Origin of the sequence: Modestobacter versicolor (assembly GCF_041028285.1) — a bacterium.
Classification (GTDB): Bacteria; Actinomycetota; Actinomycetes; order Mycobacteriales; family Geodermatophilaceae; genus Modestobacter; species Modestobacter versicolor_A.
Genome location: NZ_JABGDB010000006.1, coordinates 134921 through 149091, shown reverse-complemented (window position 1 = coordinate 149091; position 14171 = coordinate 134921). Strand labels below are relative to the sequence as shown.

Below are 14171 nucleotides of genomic sequence, written 5' to 3'. Positions count from 1 at the left end.
TCAGCGGGTGGTGATCCGCAGGACGAAGCGGCCACCGTCGTCGGTGGTGGTCGCGCTGAACCCGACCGCACCGAGCGCGGCGAACCGCTCCGCGTCCGCGGCGCTCTCGCCGCCTTCCGCGACCACCTGGTCGATCACGGTGCCCAGGTCGACGAAGCCGATGGCCCCGGCGTCGTCGGGGTCGGCGACCGCGGCCTGGAACGCCTCGGTGCCACCGAGCCCGCCGTCGTCGGCGAGCGCGTCGGCGAGGCCCTGGTCGGTGGCCAGCACGTAGCCGTCCTCCGACGGCACCGTGACCACCGGCAGGCCGAGCTCGGGGCTCCCGAGCACCTGGCCGAGCACCTCGGTCGCGCGCTGCGGGTCGTCGGTCACGGCGCGGACGCCGAACTGCGGGGCGGCCAGGTCGCCGAGCACCGCCAGGGCCAGGTCGCTGCCCAGCACGGCGCCGAGGTCCCCGGGCAGCTCGACGCCGAGTGCGGCGGCCTGCTCGGTGAGCTCGGGCGGGAGGCCCGCCCCGCCGGCCGAGGCCCACGCCGTCTCGATGGCGTCCCCGAGGCCGCTGACCGACAGTGCGGCCACCGTGTCCTCCGGCAGGTCCAGCACCAGGCGGGTGGGCTCGGTGCCCGCGGTCGACCCCGTGGGCGCCGTCCCGCGGGCCAGCCCCTCGACCTCGAGCGCGTCGTCCTCGGCGTGCAGGCCGAGCACCATGCGGCCGGTGAGCGCCTCGCCGCCGAGGTCGGCACCGAGGTCGGCGCCGACCGGGGAGAGGGCCTGGCCGAGCACGCCCTGCAGGCCGGCCAGGTCCGCCCACGCCACGGCCACCTGGTCGCCGTCGAGCGCCTCGAGGTCGCCGGTGTAGTCCTCGTCCTCGGCGAGCGGGGTCTCGGTGGCCGCCACCCGGTCGACGACCGCCTGGGTCTGGCCGATCACGACGAAGTCGTCCCGCACGGTGAACGCGAAGTCCGCGTCCGGCACGGCCTCGAGCCGGTCGGTCATCGCGTCCTCGTCGGTCACCGCCAGGACGACGACGCCGGCCACCCCGGAGGCGGCGTCCGGGTCGGGCACGGCGGCCACGGCCATCCGGTTGCCCAGCCAGGGCTCCACGTCGTCGTCGTAGGTCAGGCCCCACGGGTTGTCCTGCAGCAGCGGCTCGACCAGCGTGCTCCGCAGGTCGTCGTCCCCGCCGTCAACCAGGTCGGGGAAGCGGTCCAGCAGTGACGAGACCGCCATCTTCTGACCGGCGGCCGGGTCGAGGTCGAGCTTGACGAAGGCGAGGGTGTCGGCCGGCAGCACCTCCTCGGGCTGCGCGCCGCCACCGGAGACGTAGGAGGCGACGGCGTAGCCGGTGCCGCCCAGCACGAGCACGCCCGTGGTGACGCCGGCGACGACCAGGCCGCGCCGGAGGCGCCGCTTGCCGGCGTCCGGCTCGGGCGGCGCCCACGGCTGCCCGTCGTGCAGGTGGTCGGTGCCGGACCACGGGCCGTCGGGGGGCATCGGCGGGCCGGGGTGGGGCGGCTGCGTCACGAGCGGGTCTCCAGGGGCTCGGGGCATCGTCGCCCCGCGGTCGGCAGCGGGCCGGTGACCTGGGGATTCGATGGGCGGACCGTTGTTGTAGCACGGATCGGCCCGGAAGTGATCATGTCCGGGCACGGGGGCCGGGCTGCCCCGACGTGGTCCACTACCGCGGTGAGCCGATCCGACCCGACCCCCGACGTCCCGGCCGGGCCGCCGCGCTGGCTGCTGGTGATGCTGGCCGCCGGGGTGTCCCTGCTGCTCGCCGCCGTGCTGGTGCTGCTGCTCGGCGCCGCCGGCGTCGACCGCATCGGCCCGGTGGTGTTCGTCGTCGTCCTGGTCGTGGCCGCGTTCGTCGGCGGCTGGCTGGTGCGCCTGGTGGCGCCGCGGCTGCCGGCGGTCCGCCGGCCACCGCGGGCCTGAGTCAGGCGCTGGTCGGGGTCCCGTCGGGCCGGGGCACCAGCCGGGAGAGCCCGGCGCGCGCCAGGACCGGCCCGAGGTGGGTCGGCAGCGCCACCAGCTCGAGCTCCCCGCCGCGCCGGCGAGGCTTGCGGGCCAGGTGCACCAGCAGCTCGATCCCCGCGGCGTCCAGCGTGGTGACCGCCCCGAGGTCGGCGCGAGCCGGCCAGGACGCCGGGGGCACCAGCCGCCGGAAGCGCCGGACGGCCTCCCGGCCGATGACGCCGCTGAACCGCAGCACCGGCCCGGTCCCGTCCTCTTCCCAGGCGATCTCGCCCGCGGCCGCGGGGTCGGTGCCGGGGGACATGGGTACTCCGGTACCCGAGTTGAGCTGCCGAAACGCGCTCAGTCCGGCAGCAGCACCCCGGGGTTGCAGATGCCCTGCGGGTCCAGCCGCTGCTTGACGGTGCGCAGCACGTCCACGCCCAGCGGGCCGATCTCCTGCGCCAGCCACGGCCGGTGGTCCACCCCGACGGCGTGGTGGTGGGTCAGCGTGCCGCCGGCGGCGAGCAGCGCGTCGGTGGCCGCCCGCTTCGCCGTCAGCCACTGCTGGAGCGGCAGGTCGTCGTCCCGGTCGGCGAGCACCGTGACGTACAGCGAGGCGCCGGTCGGGTAGCCGTGCGAGACGTGGGTCATCACCAGCGGACGGCGTCCCGGGGTGGTGAGCGCGTCCCGCAGCGCCCGCCGGACGGCGTCGTACACCGTGGGCAGCGCCGTCCAGGTGGCCGCGGTCTCCAGCGTCTCCACCAGCAGCCCGGTGTCCAGCAGCCGGTCGCGGAGGTACGGGGCGGCGAACCGGTGGCGGGCCCAGGACTCGCCGACCCGGCGGCCCAGCCGCACCGCGCCGCCGTCCCGGAGCACCGAGGAGGCCGCGGACCGGCGGGCGCGCACGATCGTGGGCAGCCCCTCCCAGCCGACGACCAGCAGGCAGCCGTCGCCGCGCCGGCGGGCCCGCAGCGTGCCGCGCAGCGCCCGGGCGCCGACCCCGGCGGCGTTGCGCAGGTTGGCCCGGGTCTCGTCAGGGTCGGACAGCCGGACGACGTCGGGCAGCAGGTCGTGCCGCGCGAGCCGCTGCAGCGCGGCCAGGCCGGCGGCCCAGCTGCGGAACGACCAGCCCTCGTAGCGGGTGCTGCGCGGCTTCGGGCGCACCCGCAGCCGCAGGTCGGTGATCACGCCGAGCGTGCCCTCCGAGCCCAGCGCCAGGCCGAGCAGGTCCGGCCCGGCCGCCGACGCCGGGGCCGAGCCGAGCTCCAGCACCCCGGACGGCGTGGCGAGGGTGAGCCCGGCGACGAGGTCGCTGAAGCGGCCGACGCCGGTCGAGGACTGCCCGGCCGAGCGGGTGGCCGCGTAGCCGCCCAGGCTGGCGAACTCCCAGCTCTGCGGCAGGTGCCCGAAGGTCAGCCCCTCCGACGACAGTGCCTCCTCCAGGGCCGGACCGCGCATCCCGGCGCCCACGGTCACCAGCGAGGAGGGCACGTCGACCGACCGCACAGAGGCCATCCGGCGCAGGTCCAGCGCGACCACCGGGCGGTCGTCGGCGTCGGTGCCGGCCAGCCCGCCGACCACGCTGGTGCCACCGCCGAACGGGACGACGACCACGCCGTGCTCGCTGCAGGTGCGCAGCACGGCGGCGACGTCCTCGGTGCTCCCGGGGAACAGCACGGCGTCCGGTGCGTCGCTGGCGTCGCCGCTGCGCCGGCGCAGCAGGTCCAGGTAGCTCTTGCCGCCGGCATGGGTGAGCCGGGTCAGCCGGTCGTCGGCGACGGCGTCCTCGCCGAGCAGCGCCACGAACCGCGCGCGCATCAGGCCGGGCAGCCGCGGCGGCGCCAGGGCGATGTCCCGGACCGGCACCGGCGGGGTCGACCGCGGCGTCCAGCCCAGCTCCCGCGACAGGTGGCGGCGGGCGGCCCGGGGGAGCACGTCGCCGCTGTCGGGGACCAGCTCCAGCACGCCGTCGTCCGGACCGGCGCCGTCCTCCCGGTCCGCCACGGTCGCGACCCGGGAGGACGAGGGGCCCCAGCCCTGCACGGTCAGTTCGGGGAGGTCTGCCACGGCTACAGTCTGCCGGTGCCCGGGCCCCGCTCGACGGACCGCCTCCCCGGGGTGCTCGACGCGGCCCGGCGGTCCCGCGACCTGGCCGGACTGGCCGCGGACGGCGTCGACGTGCTGGTCGTCGGCGGGGGTGTCACCGGCGCCGGGGTCGCGCTGGACGCCGCCGCCCGCGGCCTCAGCGTGGCGCTGTGCGAGCGGACCGACCTCGCGGCCGGCACCAGCCGCTGGTCGTCGAAGCTGGTGCACGGCGGCCTCCGGTACCTGGCGCACGGCGAGGTGGGCCTGGCCCGGGAGAGCGCCCGCGAGCGCGCCGTGCTGATGGGCGTCACCGCGCCGCACCTGGTCCACCGGCTGCCGTTCCTGGTCCCCGACGTCGCCGGCCGGGACGTGTCCGCGCTGGCCGGGCTCGGCGGCCGGCTGGGTGACGCTGTCCGGCTGTCGGTGCCGGGTGGGCGCGGCTCGCTGCCGGCCACGGCGCGGGTCTCCGCGCAGACCGTGTCCCGGCTGGTGCCGGCGGTGCGCCCCGGGCGGGGCGGGGTGGTCTTCTGGGACGGGCAGCTGACCGACGACGCCCGGCTGGTGGTGGCCCTGGCCCGCACCGCCGCCGCCTTCGGCGCCCGGGTGCTCACCGGGGCGACGGTCACCGGCGTGGACGGCGACCGGGTGTCGCTCACCGTGGACGGCGAGGCGCTCACCGTGCGGGCGGGCGCGGTGGTGAACGCGGCCGGGGTGTGGGCCCAGCGGCTGGCGCCCGGCATCCGGCTCGTGCCCTCCCGCGGCTCGCACCTGGTGCTGCCCGCCGACCGGCTCGGCTCGCCCGCCGCCGCGCTCACCGTGCCGCTGCCGGGGTCGCGGTCGCGGTACGTCTTCGCGCTGCCGCAGGGCCGCGGGCTGGTCTACCTGGGCATCACCGACGAGCCGGTGACCGGTCCGGTGCCCGACGACGACCCGCAGCCCAGCCCGGCGGAGGTGGACCAGCTGCTCGCCACGGTCAACCGGGTGCTCGACGTCCCGGTGACGCGCGGGGACGTGGTGGGCGCCTACGCCGGGCTGCGGCCGCTGGTGCTGCCGGCGTCGGCCGGGGACGGGGCCAGCGGGCCCGGGGCCACCGCCGCAGCCACCGACGCGGCCACCGCCGACCTGTCGCGTCAGCACCTGCTCAGCTGGGATGGGCCGGTGCTCACCGTGGTCGGCGGCAAGCTGACCACCTACCGGGCGATGGCCGCCGAGGCCGTGGACGCCGTCGTCGTCCGGCTGGGCCGCGGTGCCCGCCGCTCGCCCACCGCCCGGCTGCCGCTGGTGGGTGCGGCGCCGGCCGCGGTGCTGTCCCGGGTCGACGCGCCCGCGCGGCTGGTGCGCCGGTACGGGACGGAGGCGCCGGTGGTCGCGGGGCTCGGGGGAGAGCCGGTGGTGGAGGGCCGCCCGGAGACGGTGGGGGAGCTGAGGTTCGCGGTGCTGGCCGAGGGTGCGCGATCGGTGGCCGACCTGCTGGACCGGCGGACCAGGATCGGGCTGGTGGGCGGCGAGCGGACCGTGGCGGCGGGTGCTGCCGCGGCCGTCCTCGCTGACGGAGCGTGAGCGTTCCGGGTTGACCTCGGGCCGGCGGTGCCGATGACAGGTGGGCAGCGGGACGAACGGTCGCACCGCAGCCGGACGAGGACGGGGGTGGTGGGCATGAGCCTGCCCAGCGGGCACGGGCCGGCCCCGGTGACGGCGTCGTCCGGCACCGGCTGGTGGCTGGTCGACCTCGACTCCCGGGTGGTGTCCGGGCCCTTCGACAGCCGGGTGGACGCCGCCCTGGCCGAGTTCTCCTCCGGGCCCCGGGACGAGTGGGACGCGCTGGTGCCGGCCCACGGCATCCGCCGCGACGACGGCGTGCTGGTGCCCCGGTTCTCGCCCGACGACCGGGCCTGGCTCGCCCACCTGTCCGAGCAGCTGGACCGGCTGGCCGACGACTGGGACGCGCTGATCGACGACGCCGACCCGCTCACCGGGCTGGTCTGCGAGGTCGCCGCCGCGGTGGCCGAGGCAGGGCTGCCGCTGCACGACTGCGGCGGGCGCACGGCCAGCCGTCAGCTGGGCGGGGTCTGCCTGACGCCGGCGCCCGGTGAGCAGGGCGTGCTGGTCACCTGGACCCAGCACGACCGGATGGCGCTGGGCCGGGTGCGCGGCCACGCCGCCGACCTCGCCGCGCAGCAGGTGATGAACACCGCGGTGGCCGGGGTGCTGACCGCCTTCGGCTTCCTGGTCGAGCCGTTCGGGGACACCTCGGGGCACATCGTGCGCGGCGCCGAGGACCCAGCCGATCCCATTGACTGGGACTGACTTCCCACACAGTGGTCTGGTTCGCCATGATCACCGGCGTGGACACCTACACGCACGGGCACGCCGACCCCGTCCTGCAGTCGCACCGGTGGCGCACGGTGGAGAACTCCGCCGGGTACCTGGTCCCGCACCTGCGCGCCGGGCTCGACCTGCTCGACGTGGGCTGCGGTCCGGGCACGATCACCGTCGACCTGGCGGCCCGGGTCGCGCCCGGCCGCGTCGTCGGGCTGGACGTCTCGCCGGCCCCGCTGGCCGAGGCCCGGGAGCTGGCCGGGCGCTCCGGCGTCGAGGTCGACTTCGGCGTCGGTGACGTCTACGCGCTGGAGGCCGCCGACGACTCCTTCGACGTCGTGCACGCCCACCAGGTGCTGCAGCACCTCACCGACCCGGTCGCCGCGCTGCGCGAGATGGCCCGGGTGTGCCGCCCCGGCGGCGTGGTCGCCGTCCGGGACGTCGACTACGCGGCGCTGACCTGGTTCCCGGCCTCTCCCGGGCTGGACCGCTGGCTCGAGCTGTACGGCCGGGTCGCCCGGCACAACTCCGCCGAGCCCGACGCCGGCCGCCGGCTGGTGTCCTGGGCGCACGCCGCGGGGCTGCGCGACCTGACCGCCTCGACCACCGCCTGGTGCTATTCCACGCCGGCCGAGCGCGAGTGGTGGGGCCGGTCGTGGGCCGGGCGGGCGACCGCGTCGGCGTTCGCCGAGCAGGCGATGGCCTACGGGCTGGCCACGGCCGAGGAGCTGGACGCCATCGCGGCGGCCTGGCTGGACTGGGCCGCCGCGGACGACGGCTGGCTCGGCATGCTGCACGGCGAACTGCTCATCCGCGTCTGCTGACCGCGTTGCACGCTCCTGCTGCGCGTCGCTCGCGCTCCAGCACGTGCGATGCGCACGAAGGGCGTGCACTGCGGACGGCGGACGGCGGACGGCGGACGGCGGACGGCGCGCGCGCCGGGCGCGCGGTCAGCGGCGGGCGGGCTGGCGGCGGGCGACGTCGCGGCCGGTGGCGACCCAGCGGCGCAGCGCGTCCTCGTCGTCCACCACGTCGGCGGAGACCCGCAGCCAGCCGTCCATCTCCCGGCCGCGCATGACCATCCGCTCCACCCCGTCGGCGGCGACCAGCTCCTCGGTGTCCTCGCGTTCGCAGCGCACCATCAGCCCGCCCGCGCCGCTCACCGCCACCGCCAGGGCGCCGTCGACCAGGAACGCCAGGCTGCCGAACATCCGCTTCTCGGTCACGCCCCGCTCGGTGGACAGGGCGGCGCGCAGCCGGTCGGCGAGCTCGGTGTCGTAGGCCATGCCGCAGCGTCCCGCCGACCGCCCGCCGTCGGCAAGGGGTCAGGGCGCCGGCTGCTCGTCGGCGTGCGCGACGTGCCGCAGCGGGCGCCAGATCAGCACGACGAACACCGCCGACCCGGCGAAGGCGAACCAGAACGGCGCGGTCACCCCGCCGTGCTGGGCCAGCAGCCCGCCGATCGCCGAGCCGACCACCAGGCCGCCGAACACGCCCACCAGGTTCACGCTGCCCACCCGGCCCTGCAGCGGCTGCGGCACCGCCCGCTGCCGCACGGTGATCGACGTCGTCCCCCACACGAAGGCGTGCGCGCCGAACACGAAGAACACCGGCAGCGCGACCCAGGGGCTGCGGGTGAGGGCCAGCGCCAGGTGGGTGAGGGTCTCGATGACCAGGCCGATCCGCATCAGGTTGCCGAGGCTGACCCGCCGGGTGATCCAGCCGTAGGCCACCGTGCCCGCGATCCCGCCGGCCGCGCTCACCGTGGTCACCAGGCCGAAGCCGATCTCGCCGAGCCCGAGCCGCTCGGTCGCGTAGAGCACCAGCACCGACCACGCCGCCCCGAAGGTGACGTTGAAGATCGCGATGGTCAGCACCAGCGTCCGGACGGCGGCGTGGTGCACCACCCAGCGCAGCCCCTCGGCGATGTCGCGGCGCAGCGCCGGCGGCGGGCCCTCGCGCGGCGCCGCCGGGGGCAGCGCGACCCGGGTCACCAGCACTGCCCCGAGCAGGACCACCACCGCCTGGACGCCGAGGGCCCACGCGGCGCCGACGGTGAACAGCGCGGCGCCCAGCGGCGGGCCGGCGAGCTGGTTCACCGTGACGAACCCGGTCTGCAGCCGGGAGTTGGCGACGGCGAGGTCCTCCCGCGCCACCAGCATGGGCAGCAGCGTCTGCGAGCTGTTGTCGGCGAACACCTCCGCGGTGGCCAGCACGAACAGCGCCGCCAGCACCGCGGTGATCGAGACCCGGTCGGTCGCCACGGCCACGGTCAGCACGGTCAGGACGGCGGCCCGCGCCAGGTCGACGGTGGCGACGATGAGCCGCCGGTCCAGCCGGTCGGTCAGCGCGCCGGCGAGCAGCCCGAACAGCAGCGGCGGCAGCCACTGCACCGTCGCGGCCAGGGCCACCAGGAAGGCGTCACCGGTCATCGACGCGACCAGCAGCGGCCCCGCGGCCAGCGCGATGCCGTCGCCCAGGTTCGACGTCCAGGACGACGCCAGCAGCCAGCGGAAGCCCGTGCCGAGGCGGGCCGGCGCGACGACGTCCCCGATGCGGCCCACGAGGAGAGGACCTTAGCCGGGCTCAGTGCCGGCGGCGGTCAGCCGGCGTGGTCCCACGTGCAACGTCAGGCCTCGGCCGGGAACCGGACGTGCGCCTCCAGGGTGCGCAGCGAGCGGTGCATCCCGACCGTGACCGCGCCCAGGGCGAAGAAGCCCTCGTCGTCGGCGATCTGCGAGGTGCGCAGCAGCGTGGTCAGCCGCTCCAGCGCGGACACCGCGGCGTCGATGGCGGCGTCCCGCTCGTCCGGCTCGGCGTCCGTGGCGTGGTACGGGATGCGCACGACGCCGGCCAGCCCCTCGAGGGCGTCGGCGAGCACCCAGCCGGTCGCCCCGTCGACGCGGTCCAGGCCGTGGCGGTGCGGCTGGAACTCGACCACCAGCGTGGTGAGGTCGTCGACCAGGACGGCGACCCGGTCCAGGGCCCGGGACTGCTCCCGGATGCTGCCCGCGGTGCCCTGCCACCGGTGCGCCCGCGGGTTCGCCCGCCGCGCCCGCTCGACCTGCGCCTCGGCGCTGCGCATCCGGTCCAGCGCCCGGCCCAGCAGCTCGGTGCGGGCCGCCCACTCGCCGGGCTCGGGCACCTGCCCGGTGCGCAGGCCCCCGGCGATCCGGTCCAGGTGCTCGGCCAGCAGCTCGCGCGCCCGGGCGACCCGGCGCACCGCGGTGGTCAGCTGCAGCGGCGGGAACAGCAGCGTGGTGACGAGCACGCCGACGGCCGCCCCGAGCAGGGTGAGCCCGGCGTAGCGCAGCGCGTACTCGGCCGGGTCCGAGGTACCGACGGTGATCATCAGGACGGCGGCGAAGCTCACCCAGCTGGCCTGCTCGCGCAGCAGCCGCCACTGCTCCACGCCGATGGCCAGCGCCACGATCAGCGCGATCGTCAGCGCGTTCGGCACCGCCCGGGTGAGCTCGAAGACCCCGACGGCCAGCGCGAAGCCGAGCACGATCGCGAGCACCGTGCGCCAGGCGGCCGACGCGGAGTCGGCGACGGTGGGGGAGACGGCGATGATCGCGCCCAGCGGCGCGTAGTACGCGTAGTCCGACAGCACCGGCGGCAGCAGCAGCGCCACCTGCCAGGCGAGCCCCGCGGCCAGCGCCGCCCGGATGCCGCGCTGCACCCACGGCAGCTGCAGCACCTGGACCCCCCGTCGCACCCCACCAGCATGCGGGCAGCAGGAGCGCGGTCGGCGTCGGGGTGGAGCCCCCCGGCCGACCGGTGGGCCGCGTCACGGCGCGGCCCACCGGCCGGTGCGGCGGCTCAGCCCTGGCGGGCGGCGTTGGCCTGGACGGCGGTGCTCACGTACTGCGCCAGGCCGGGTGCGACCTCCTCGTAGTGCGCCGCGAACCGGGGGTCCTCGACGTACATCCGGCCGATCCCGGCGTGCATCTGTGCCGGGCAGTCGTAGAACCACCGGGTGATGTGCTGCCGGTGCTCCTCGGCGAGCCCCATCGCGTGCTCGGACCCGGCCGGGACGCCGGAGCGCAGTGCCTCGGCGAAGCGCCGCTCGACGTCGGTGACCTCGTCCTTGATCCGCACCCAGTCGTCCTTCGTGTACGCCGACGTCCGCCGCTGGGACTGCGCCCAGGCCTCGGTGTCGCCCCACCGCTCCTCGGCCTCGGCCTGGTACTCGTCGGAGAACCCGCCGCCGAACAGCTCGAACCTCTCCTCCGGGGTCAGGGAGATCCCCATCTGCCGTGCCTCCATCTCCTTCTCCACGGCCGCGACCATGGCCGCCGTGCGCTCGAGCCGCTCCCGGAGCAGCCGGTGCTGCCGGCGCAGGTGCGCCGCGGGGTCGGCGTCGGGGTCGTCCAGCAGGGTCGCGACCTCCTCGAGGGGGAACCCGAGCTCGCGGTAGACCAGCACCTGCTGCAGCCGGTCCAGGTCGCCGACGCCGTAGCTGCGGTAGCCCGCCGCCGTCCGCCCGCCGGGCTGCACCAGACCGATCCGGTCGTAGTGGTGCAGCGTGCGCACCGTGACGCCGGCCAGCCGGGCCAGCTCGCCCACCGTCCAGCTCATCGCCCCTCCTCCTCTCGACGCGGTCCACGGAACAGCCTGACGCCGCGTCAGGGTCAAGCGCAGTTTCGGACGACGACGCGAGCGGGCACCTCCCGGGCATGGCCGACCGCAGTCCCGTGCCCGCCGCGGACCCCTTCCCCCGTCAGCGCGTCCGGCTCGGCGAGGCGGAGCTGGCCTACGTCGACGTCGGCAGCGGCGACCCGGTCGTCTTCCTGCACGGCAACCCGACGTCGTCCTACCTGTGGCGCAACGTCCTGCCGCACGTGCAGCACCTGGGCCGCTGCCTCGCCCCGGACCTGGTCGGCATGGGGGAGTCCTCGAAGCTGCCCGACCCGGGGCGCGGCACCTACTCCTTCGCCACCCACGCCGAGCTGCTGTCCCGCTTCCTCAGCGCCGTGGGCGCCGACCGGCGGGTCACCTTCGTGCTGCACGACTGGGGCTCGGCGCTGGGCTTCGACTGGGCGGCGCGGCACCCCGACGCGGTCCGCGGCCTCGCCTTCACCGAGGCGATCGTCAGCCCGCTGATCTGGGCGGACTGGCCGCGCGCCGCGAAGCGGGTGTTCCAGGCGATGCGCGGACCGGACGGCGAGCGCCGGGTGCTGGACGAGAACGTCTTCGTCGAGAAGGTGCTGCCGGCGTCGGTGCTGCGCGGGCTGTCGGCCGAGGCGCACGAGCGGTACCGGGCGCCGTTCCGGGAGCGCGAGGACCGCTGGCCGACGCTGGAGTGGCCGCGGCAGATCCCGATCGAGCACGTGCCGCCGGACGTGCACGACGTGGTGGCCCGGTACGGCCAGTGGCTGGCGCGCACGCCGGTGCCCAAGCTGTTCGTCAACGCCGAGCCGGGGTCGATCCTGGTCGGCCGGCAGCGGCAGGTGGTGCGGCGCTGGCCGGCGCTGACCGAGGTCACCGTCCCCGCCGCGCACTTCGTGCCCGAGGACGCGCCCGACGAGCTGGGCCGGGCCCTGGCGGGGTGGCTGCCGACGCTGCGCTGAGCGGGCTCAGCCGTGCCGGCCGCTGCCCTGGCGCTCGTGCCGGATCCGGGTCATCGCCTCGTTGGCCGACGCGATGAGCGACTCGGGGGTGGACGCCCGGCCCGACAGCGCGACCCCGGCGCTGAGCCGCACCCGGTGCTCGACGTCCGGGTGGGGGTGCAGCGGCTCGTCGAAGGCCGCGCTGATCCGCAGCGCGATGCCGTGGGCGTCGTCGTCGGTGTGCATCCCGGGGCAGAGCAGCACGAAGGTCTGGGCGCTGATCCGGGCCACGACGTCGCCCTGGCGCACCGCGGTGACCAGCCGGCCGGCCGCCTCGGCGCGGGCGGCGTCGGCGACGGCGTCGCCGTGCAGGTCCTCCAGCGTGGTGATGCCGTCGAGGTTGCAGCACACGACCGCCAGCCGCCCGCTGTCCGGGCCGGCGGCCGCGAGGGCCAGCTCCAGCCGGTCGATCAGCAGGCTCCGCACCGGCAGCCCGGTGAGCGGGTCGGGCACCGTTCGCTGGCGCAGCCGCTGGGCGAACTGGCGCTGGGCGGCGACGACCGCCGCCGTCTGCACCAGGACGTCCTGGGACTCCTCGAGCCTGATGGTGTCCATGTCTGTCTCCCGGTCTGCGTCATGGCCGCGTGCCGGCCCACCGAGGAGGTCGGCAGCGCGGCGGACGGGCTTGAGGGTGGTCCCCCGGAGGGGTCAGAGGGGCCGGGCCGCGGCCCGCCGGCCCTGCTTGACCCGGTACATCGCTTCGTCGGCGGCGGTCAGCAGGGTCTCCGGGGTGGCACCGGGGGCGGCGAGGGCGTACCCGACGCTGATGCCCACGGCGTGCGTCGTCCCGGTGCCCGAGCGCAGCGGCTCGGCCAGGGCGGCGGTGACCCGCGCGGCCAGCTGCTCGGCGACCGCGGGGCCGTCGACGTCCGGGCACACCAGCACGAACTCGTCCCCGCCGATGCGGGCCACGGTGTCCCCGGGCCGCACCGCGGCGGAGAGCCGCCCGGCGGCGCCGACCAGGACGGCGTCCCCGGCGGTGTGCCCCCAGCGGTCGTTGATGCCCTTGAAGCCGTCCAGGTCGCAGTAGAGGACGGCGAGCCCGCCGCCGCCGCGGGTCGCGGTGGCGAGCGCGAGCTGCAGGCGGTCGACCAGCAGGCTGCGGTTGGGCAGGCCGGTGAGCGGGTCGTGCATCGCGGCGGCGCGCAGCCGGCTCTCCAGCTCCAGCTGGGCAGTGATGTCGGCCATCGTGACCACGGCGCCGAGCAGCCGGCCGGCGGGGTCGCGGACCGCGTCGCCGTTGCAGGAGACCAGCCGGGGCGGGCGGCCCGCGGGGGCGATCGTGATCCGGACGTCCTCGAGCCGGCCCTCCCGGAGCAGCCGCAGCAGCGGGACCTCGTCGGGCTGCAGCGGTTCGCCCTCGGCCGAGCGGAGGTCGTAGCGCTGGGCCAGCCGCTCCGGGGTGAGCGACGGGTCGCCGTCGGTGCCGTGCCAGAGCCGGCTGACCCGGTTGAAGGCGGTCATCCGGCCGTCGGCGTCCACAGCGGCCACCGCGACGGGGAGCGAGTCCAGCAGCGCGGTGTCGAAGGCGCGGGCCGCGGTCAGCTCGGCGTGCGCCGCGGCCAGCTCGGCGCGGGCCGCCTCGCTGGCGCGGGCGAGCTCGGCGGTCTGCCGGCTGTCCCGGTGCCGCTGCAGGAGGGCGGACACGACCGCACCGAGGTCGACCAGCCGGTCCAGCTGGTCCTGGTCGAGGGGGTGGACTTCGCGGGACTGGACGCACAGCGTGCCGACGACCTCGCCGTCGAGCGGGAGCGGCACCATCGCGTAGCCCCGCACCCGGTCCCGGCGGCCGTCGACCCAGGGGCTGCCGGCGAAGCGGGGGTCGGCGCGCAGGTCTGCCGAGGCGAAGACGCTGCCGGTGCGGAGCGCCCGGTCGCAGAGCGACTCGTCGCGGGGGGTCACCAGCTGCGGGAACCCCAGGGTCGCCAGCTGCACCTGCGCGACGTCGTCGAGGAGGTTGACGGTCGCCATCGGCATGCCGGTGACGGCGGACGCCACCCGAACGACCGCCTCGAGCTCGGCGTCGGTGGCCGCAGGGGCGCGCGGGTCCGGGTCGTCGTCGGGCGCGCCGGTGGTGCCGGAGGAGGTGCCGGACGCGGCTCCGCGTGGTGCGTCGGCCGGCGACCGGCCACTCGACACCGTCATCTGCTCGTCCCCGTCCGTGTCCCCCGTGGCGCCGGCCCAGGACCGGGCCGTCAC

The 14171-nt window shown here is 76.7% G+C and carries 14 protein-coding genes; 5 read left to right on the top strand and 9 right to left on the bottom strand.

Features of this window, described 5'->3' with window-relative positions; genetic code table 11:
• Positions 1-1524, bottom strand: a complete 1524-nt coding sequence (locus HL054_RS18285) for a hypothetical protein (protein WP_369140494.1) — start codon at positions 1522-1524, stop codon at positions 1-3.
• Between the two features lie 162 nt (positions 1525-1686).
• On the opposite strand from HL054_RS18285, the gene HL054_RS18280 reads away from it, so the two are divergent.
• On the top strand, positions 1687-1935 hold the full coding sequence (locus tag HL054_RS18280; protein WP_369140493.1) for a hypothetical protein: 249 nt from the start codon (positions 1687-1689) through the stop codon (positions 1933-1935).
• 1 nt (position 1936) lies between these two features.
• Here the strand turns inward: HL054_RS18280 and HL054_RS18275 are convergent, their stop codons facing one another.
• Positions 1937-2278 (bottom strand): STAS domain-containing protein, encoded by a 342-nt coding sequence (locus HL054_RS18275; protein WP_369140492.1) that lies wholly within the window; start codon positions 2276-2278, stop codon positions 1937-1939.
• Between the two features lie 38 nt (positions 2279-2316).
• A complete protein-coding gene (locus HL054_RS18270; protein WP_369140491.1) occupies positions 2317-4023 on the bottom strand; it encodes an FAD-binding oxidoreductase in 1707 nt (568 codons plus the stop codon).
• 15 nt (positions 4024-4038) lie between these two features.
• Here HL054_RS18270 and HL054_RS18265 point away from each other — a divergent pair, with 15 nt between their 5' ends.
• From HL054_RS18265 to HL054_RS18255, 3 genes are all read left to right on the top strand, one after another.
• Positions 4039-5601 carry a glycerol-3-phosphate dehydrogenase/oxidase gene (locus tag HL054_RS18265; RefSeq protein WP_369140490.1) on the top strand — a complete coding sequence of 521 codons (1563 nt, stop codon included), beginning with the start codon at positions 4039-4041 and terminating at the stop codon, positions 5599-5601.
• 96 nt (positions 5602-5697) lie between these two features.
• Entirely contained in the window at positions 5698-6348 is a 651-nt protein-coding gene (locus HL054_RS18260) for a hypothetical protein (protein WP_369140489.1), read from the top strand.
• A 26-nt stretch (positions 6349-6374) separates the two neighbouring features.
• The gene (locus HL054_RS18255; RefSeq protein ID WP_369140488.1) at positions 6375-7184 is read left to right on the top strand and encodes a methyltransferase domain-containing protein; all 810 of its coding nucleotides are present in this window, start codon (positions 6375-6377) and stop codon (positions 7182-7184) included.
• 126 nt (positions 7185-7310) lie between these two features.
• Here HL054_RS18255 and HL054_RS18250 read toward each other — a convergent pair whose 3' ends face one another.
• From HL054_RS18250 to HL054_RS18235, 4 genes are all read right to left on the bottom strand, one after another.
• A complete protein-coding gene (locus HL054_RS18250; protein ID WP_369140486.1) occupies positions 7311-7646 on the bottom strand; it encodes a TfoX/Sxy family protein in 336 nt (111 codons plus the stop codon).
• 39 nt (positions 7647-7685) lie between these two features.
• On the bottom strand, positions 7686-8924 hold the full coding sequence (locus tag HL054_RS18245; protein WP_369140485.1) for an MFS transporter: 1239 nt from the start codon (positions 8922-8924) through the stop codon (positions 7686-7688).
• 65 nt (positions 8925-8989) lie between these two features.
• Positions 8990-10078: an FUSC family protein gene (locus tag HL054_RS18240; RefSeq protein ID WP_369140484.1), complete on the bottom strand. Its 1089-nt coding sequence runs from the start codon at positions 10076-10078 to the stop codon at positions 8990-8992.
• 104 nt (positions 10079-10182) lie between these two features.
• Positions 10183-10941 (bottom strand): MerR family transcriptional regulator, encoded by a 759-nt coding sequence (locus tag HL054_RS18235; protein WP_369140483.1) that lies wholly within the window; start codon positions 10939-10941, stop codon positions 10183-10185.
• A gap of 98 nt (positions 10942-11039) precedes the next feature.
• Between HL054_RS18235 and HL054_RS18230 the strand changes: the two genes are divergently transcribed.
• On the top strand, positions 11040-11933 hold the full coding sequence (locus tag HL054_RS18230) for a haloalkane dehalogenase (protein WP_369140482.1): 894 nt from the start codon (positions 11040-11042) through the stop codon (positions 11931-11933).
• Positions 11934-11939: 6 nt separating this feature from the next.
• On the opposite strand, the gene HL054_RS18225 is transcribed toward HL054_RS18230, so the two are convergent.
• Together HL054_RS18225 and HL054_RS18220 are read right to left on the bottom strand one after the other, a co-directional pair.
• Positions 11940-12527, bottom strand: coding sequence for a GGDEF domain-containing protein (locus tag HL054_RS18225; RefSeq protein ID WP_369140481.1), 588 nt, complete (start codon positions 12525-12527; stop codon positions 11940-11942).
• 93 nt (positions 12528-12620) lie between these two features.
• A complete protein-coding gene (locus tag HL054_RS18220) occupies positions 12621-14117 on the bottom strand; it encodes a diguanylate cyclase domain-containing protein (protein ID WP_369140480.1) in 1497 nt (498 codons plus the stop codon).
• Positions 14118-14171 lie beyond the last annotated feature (54 nt).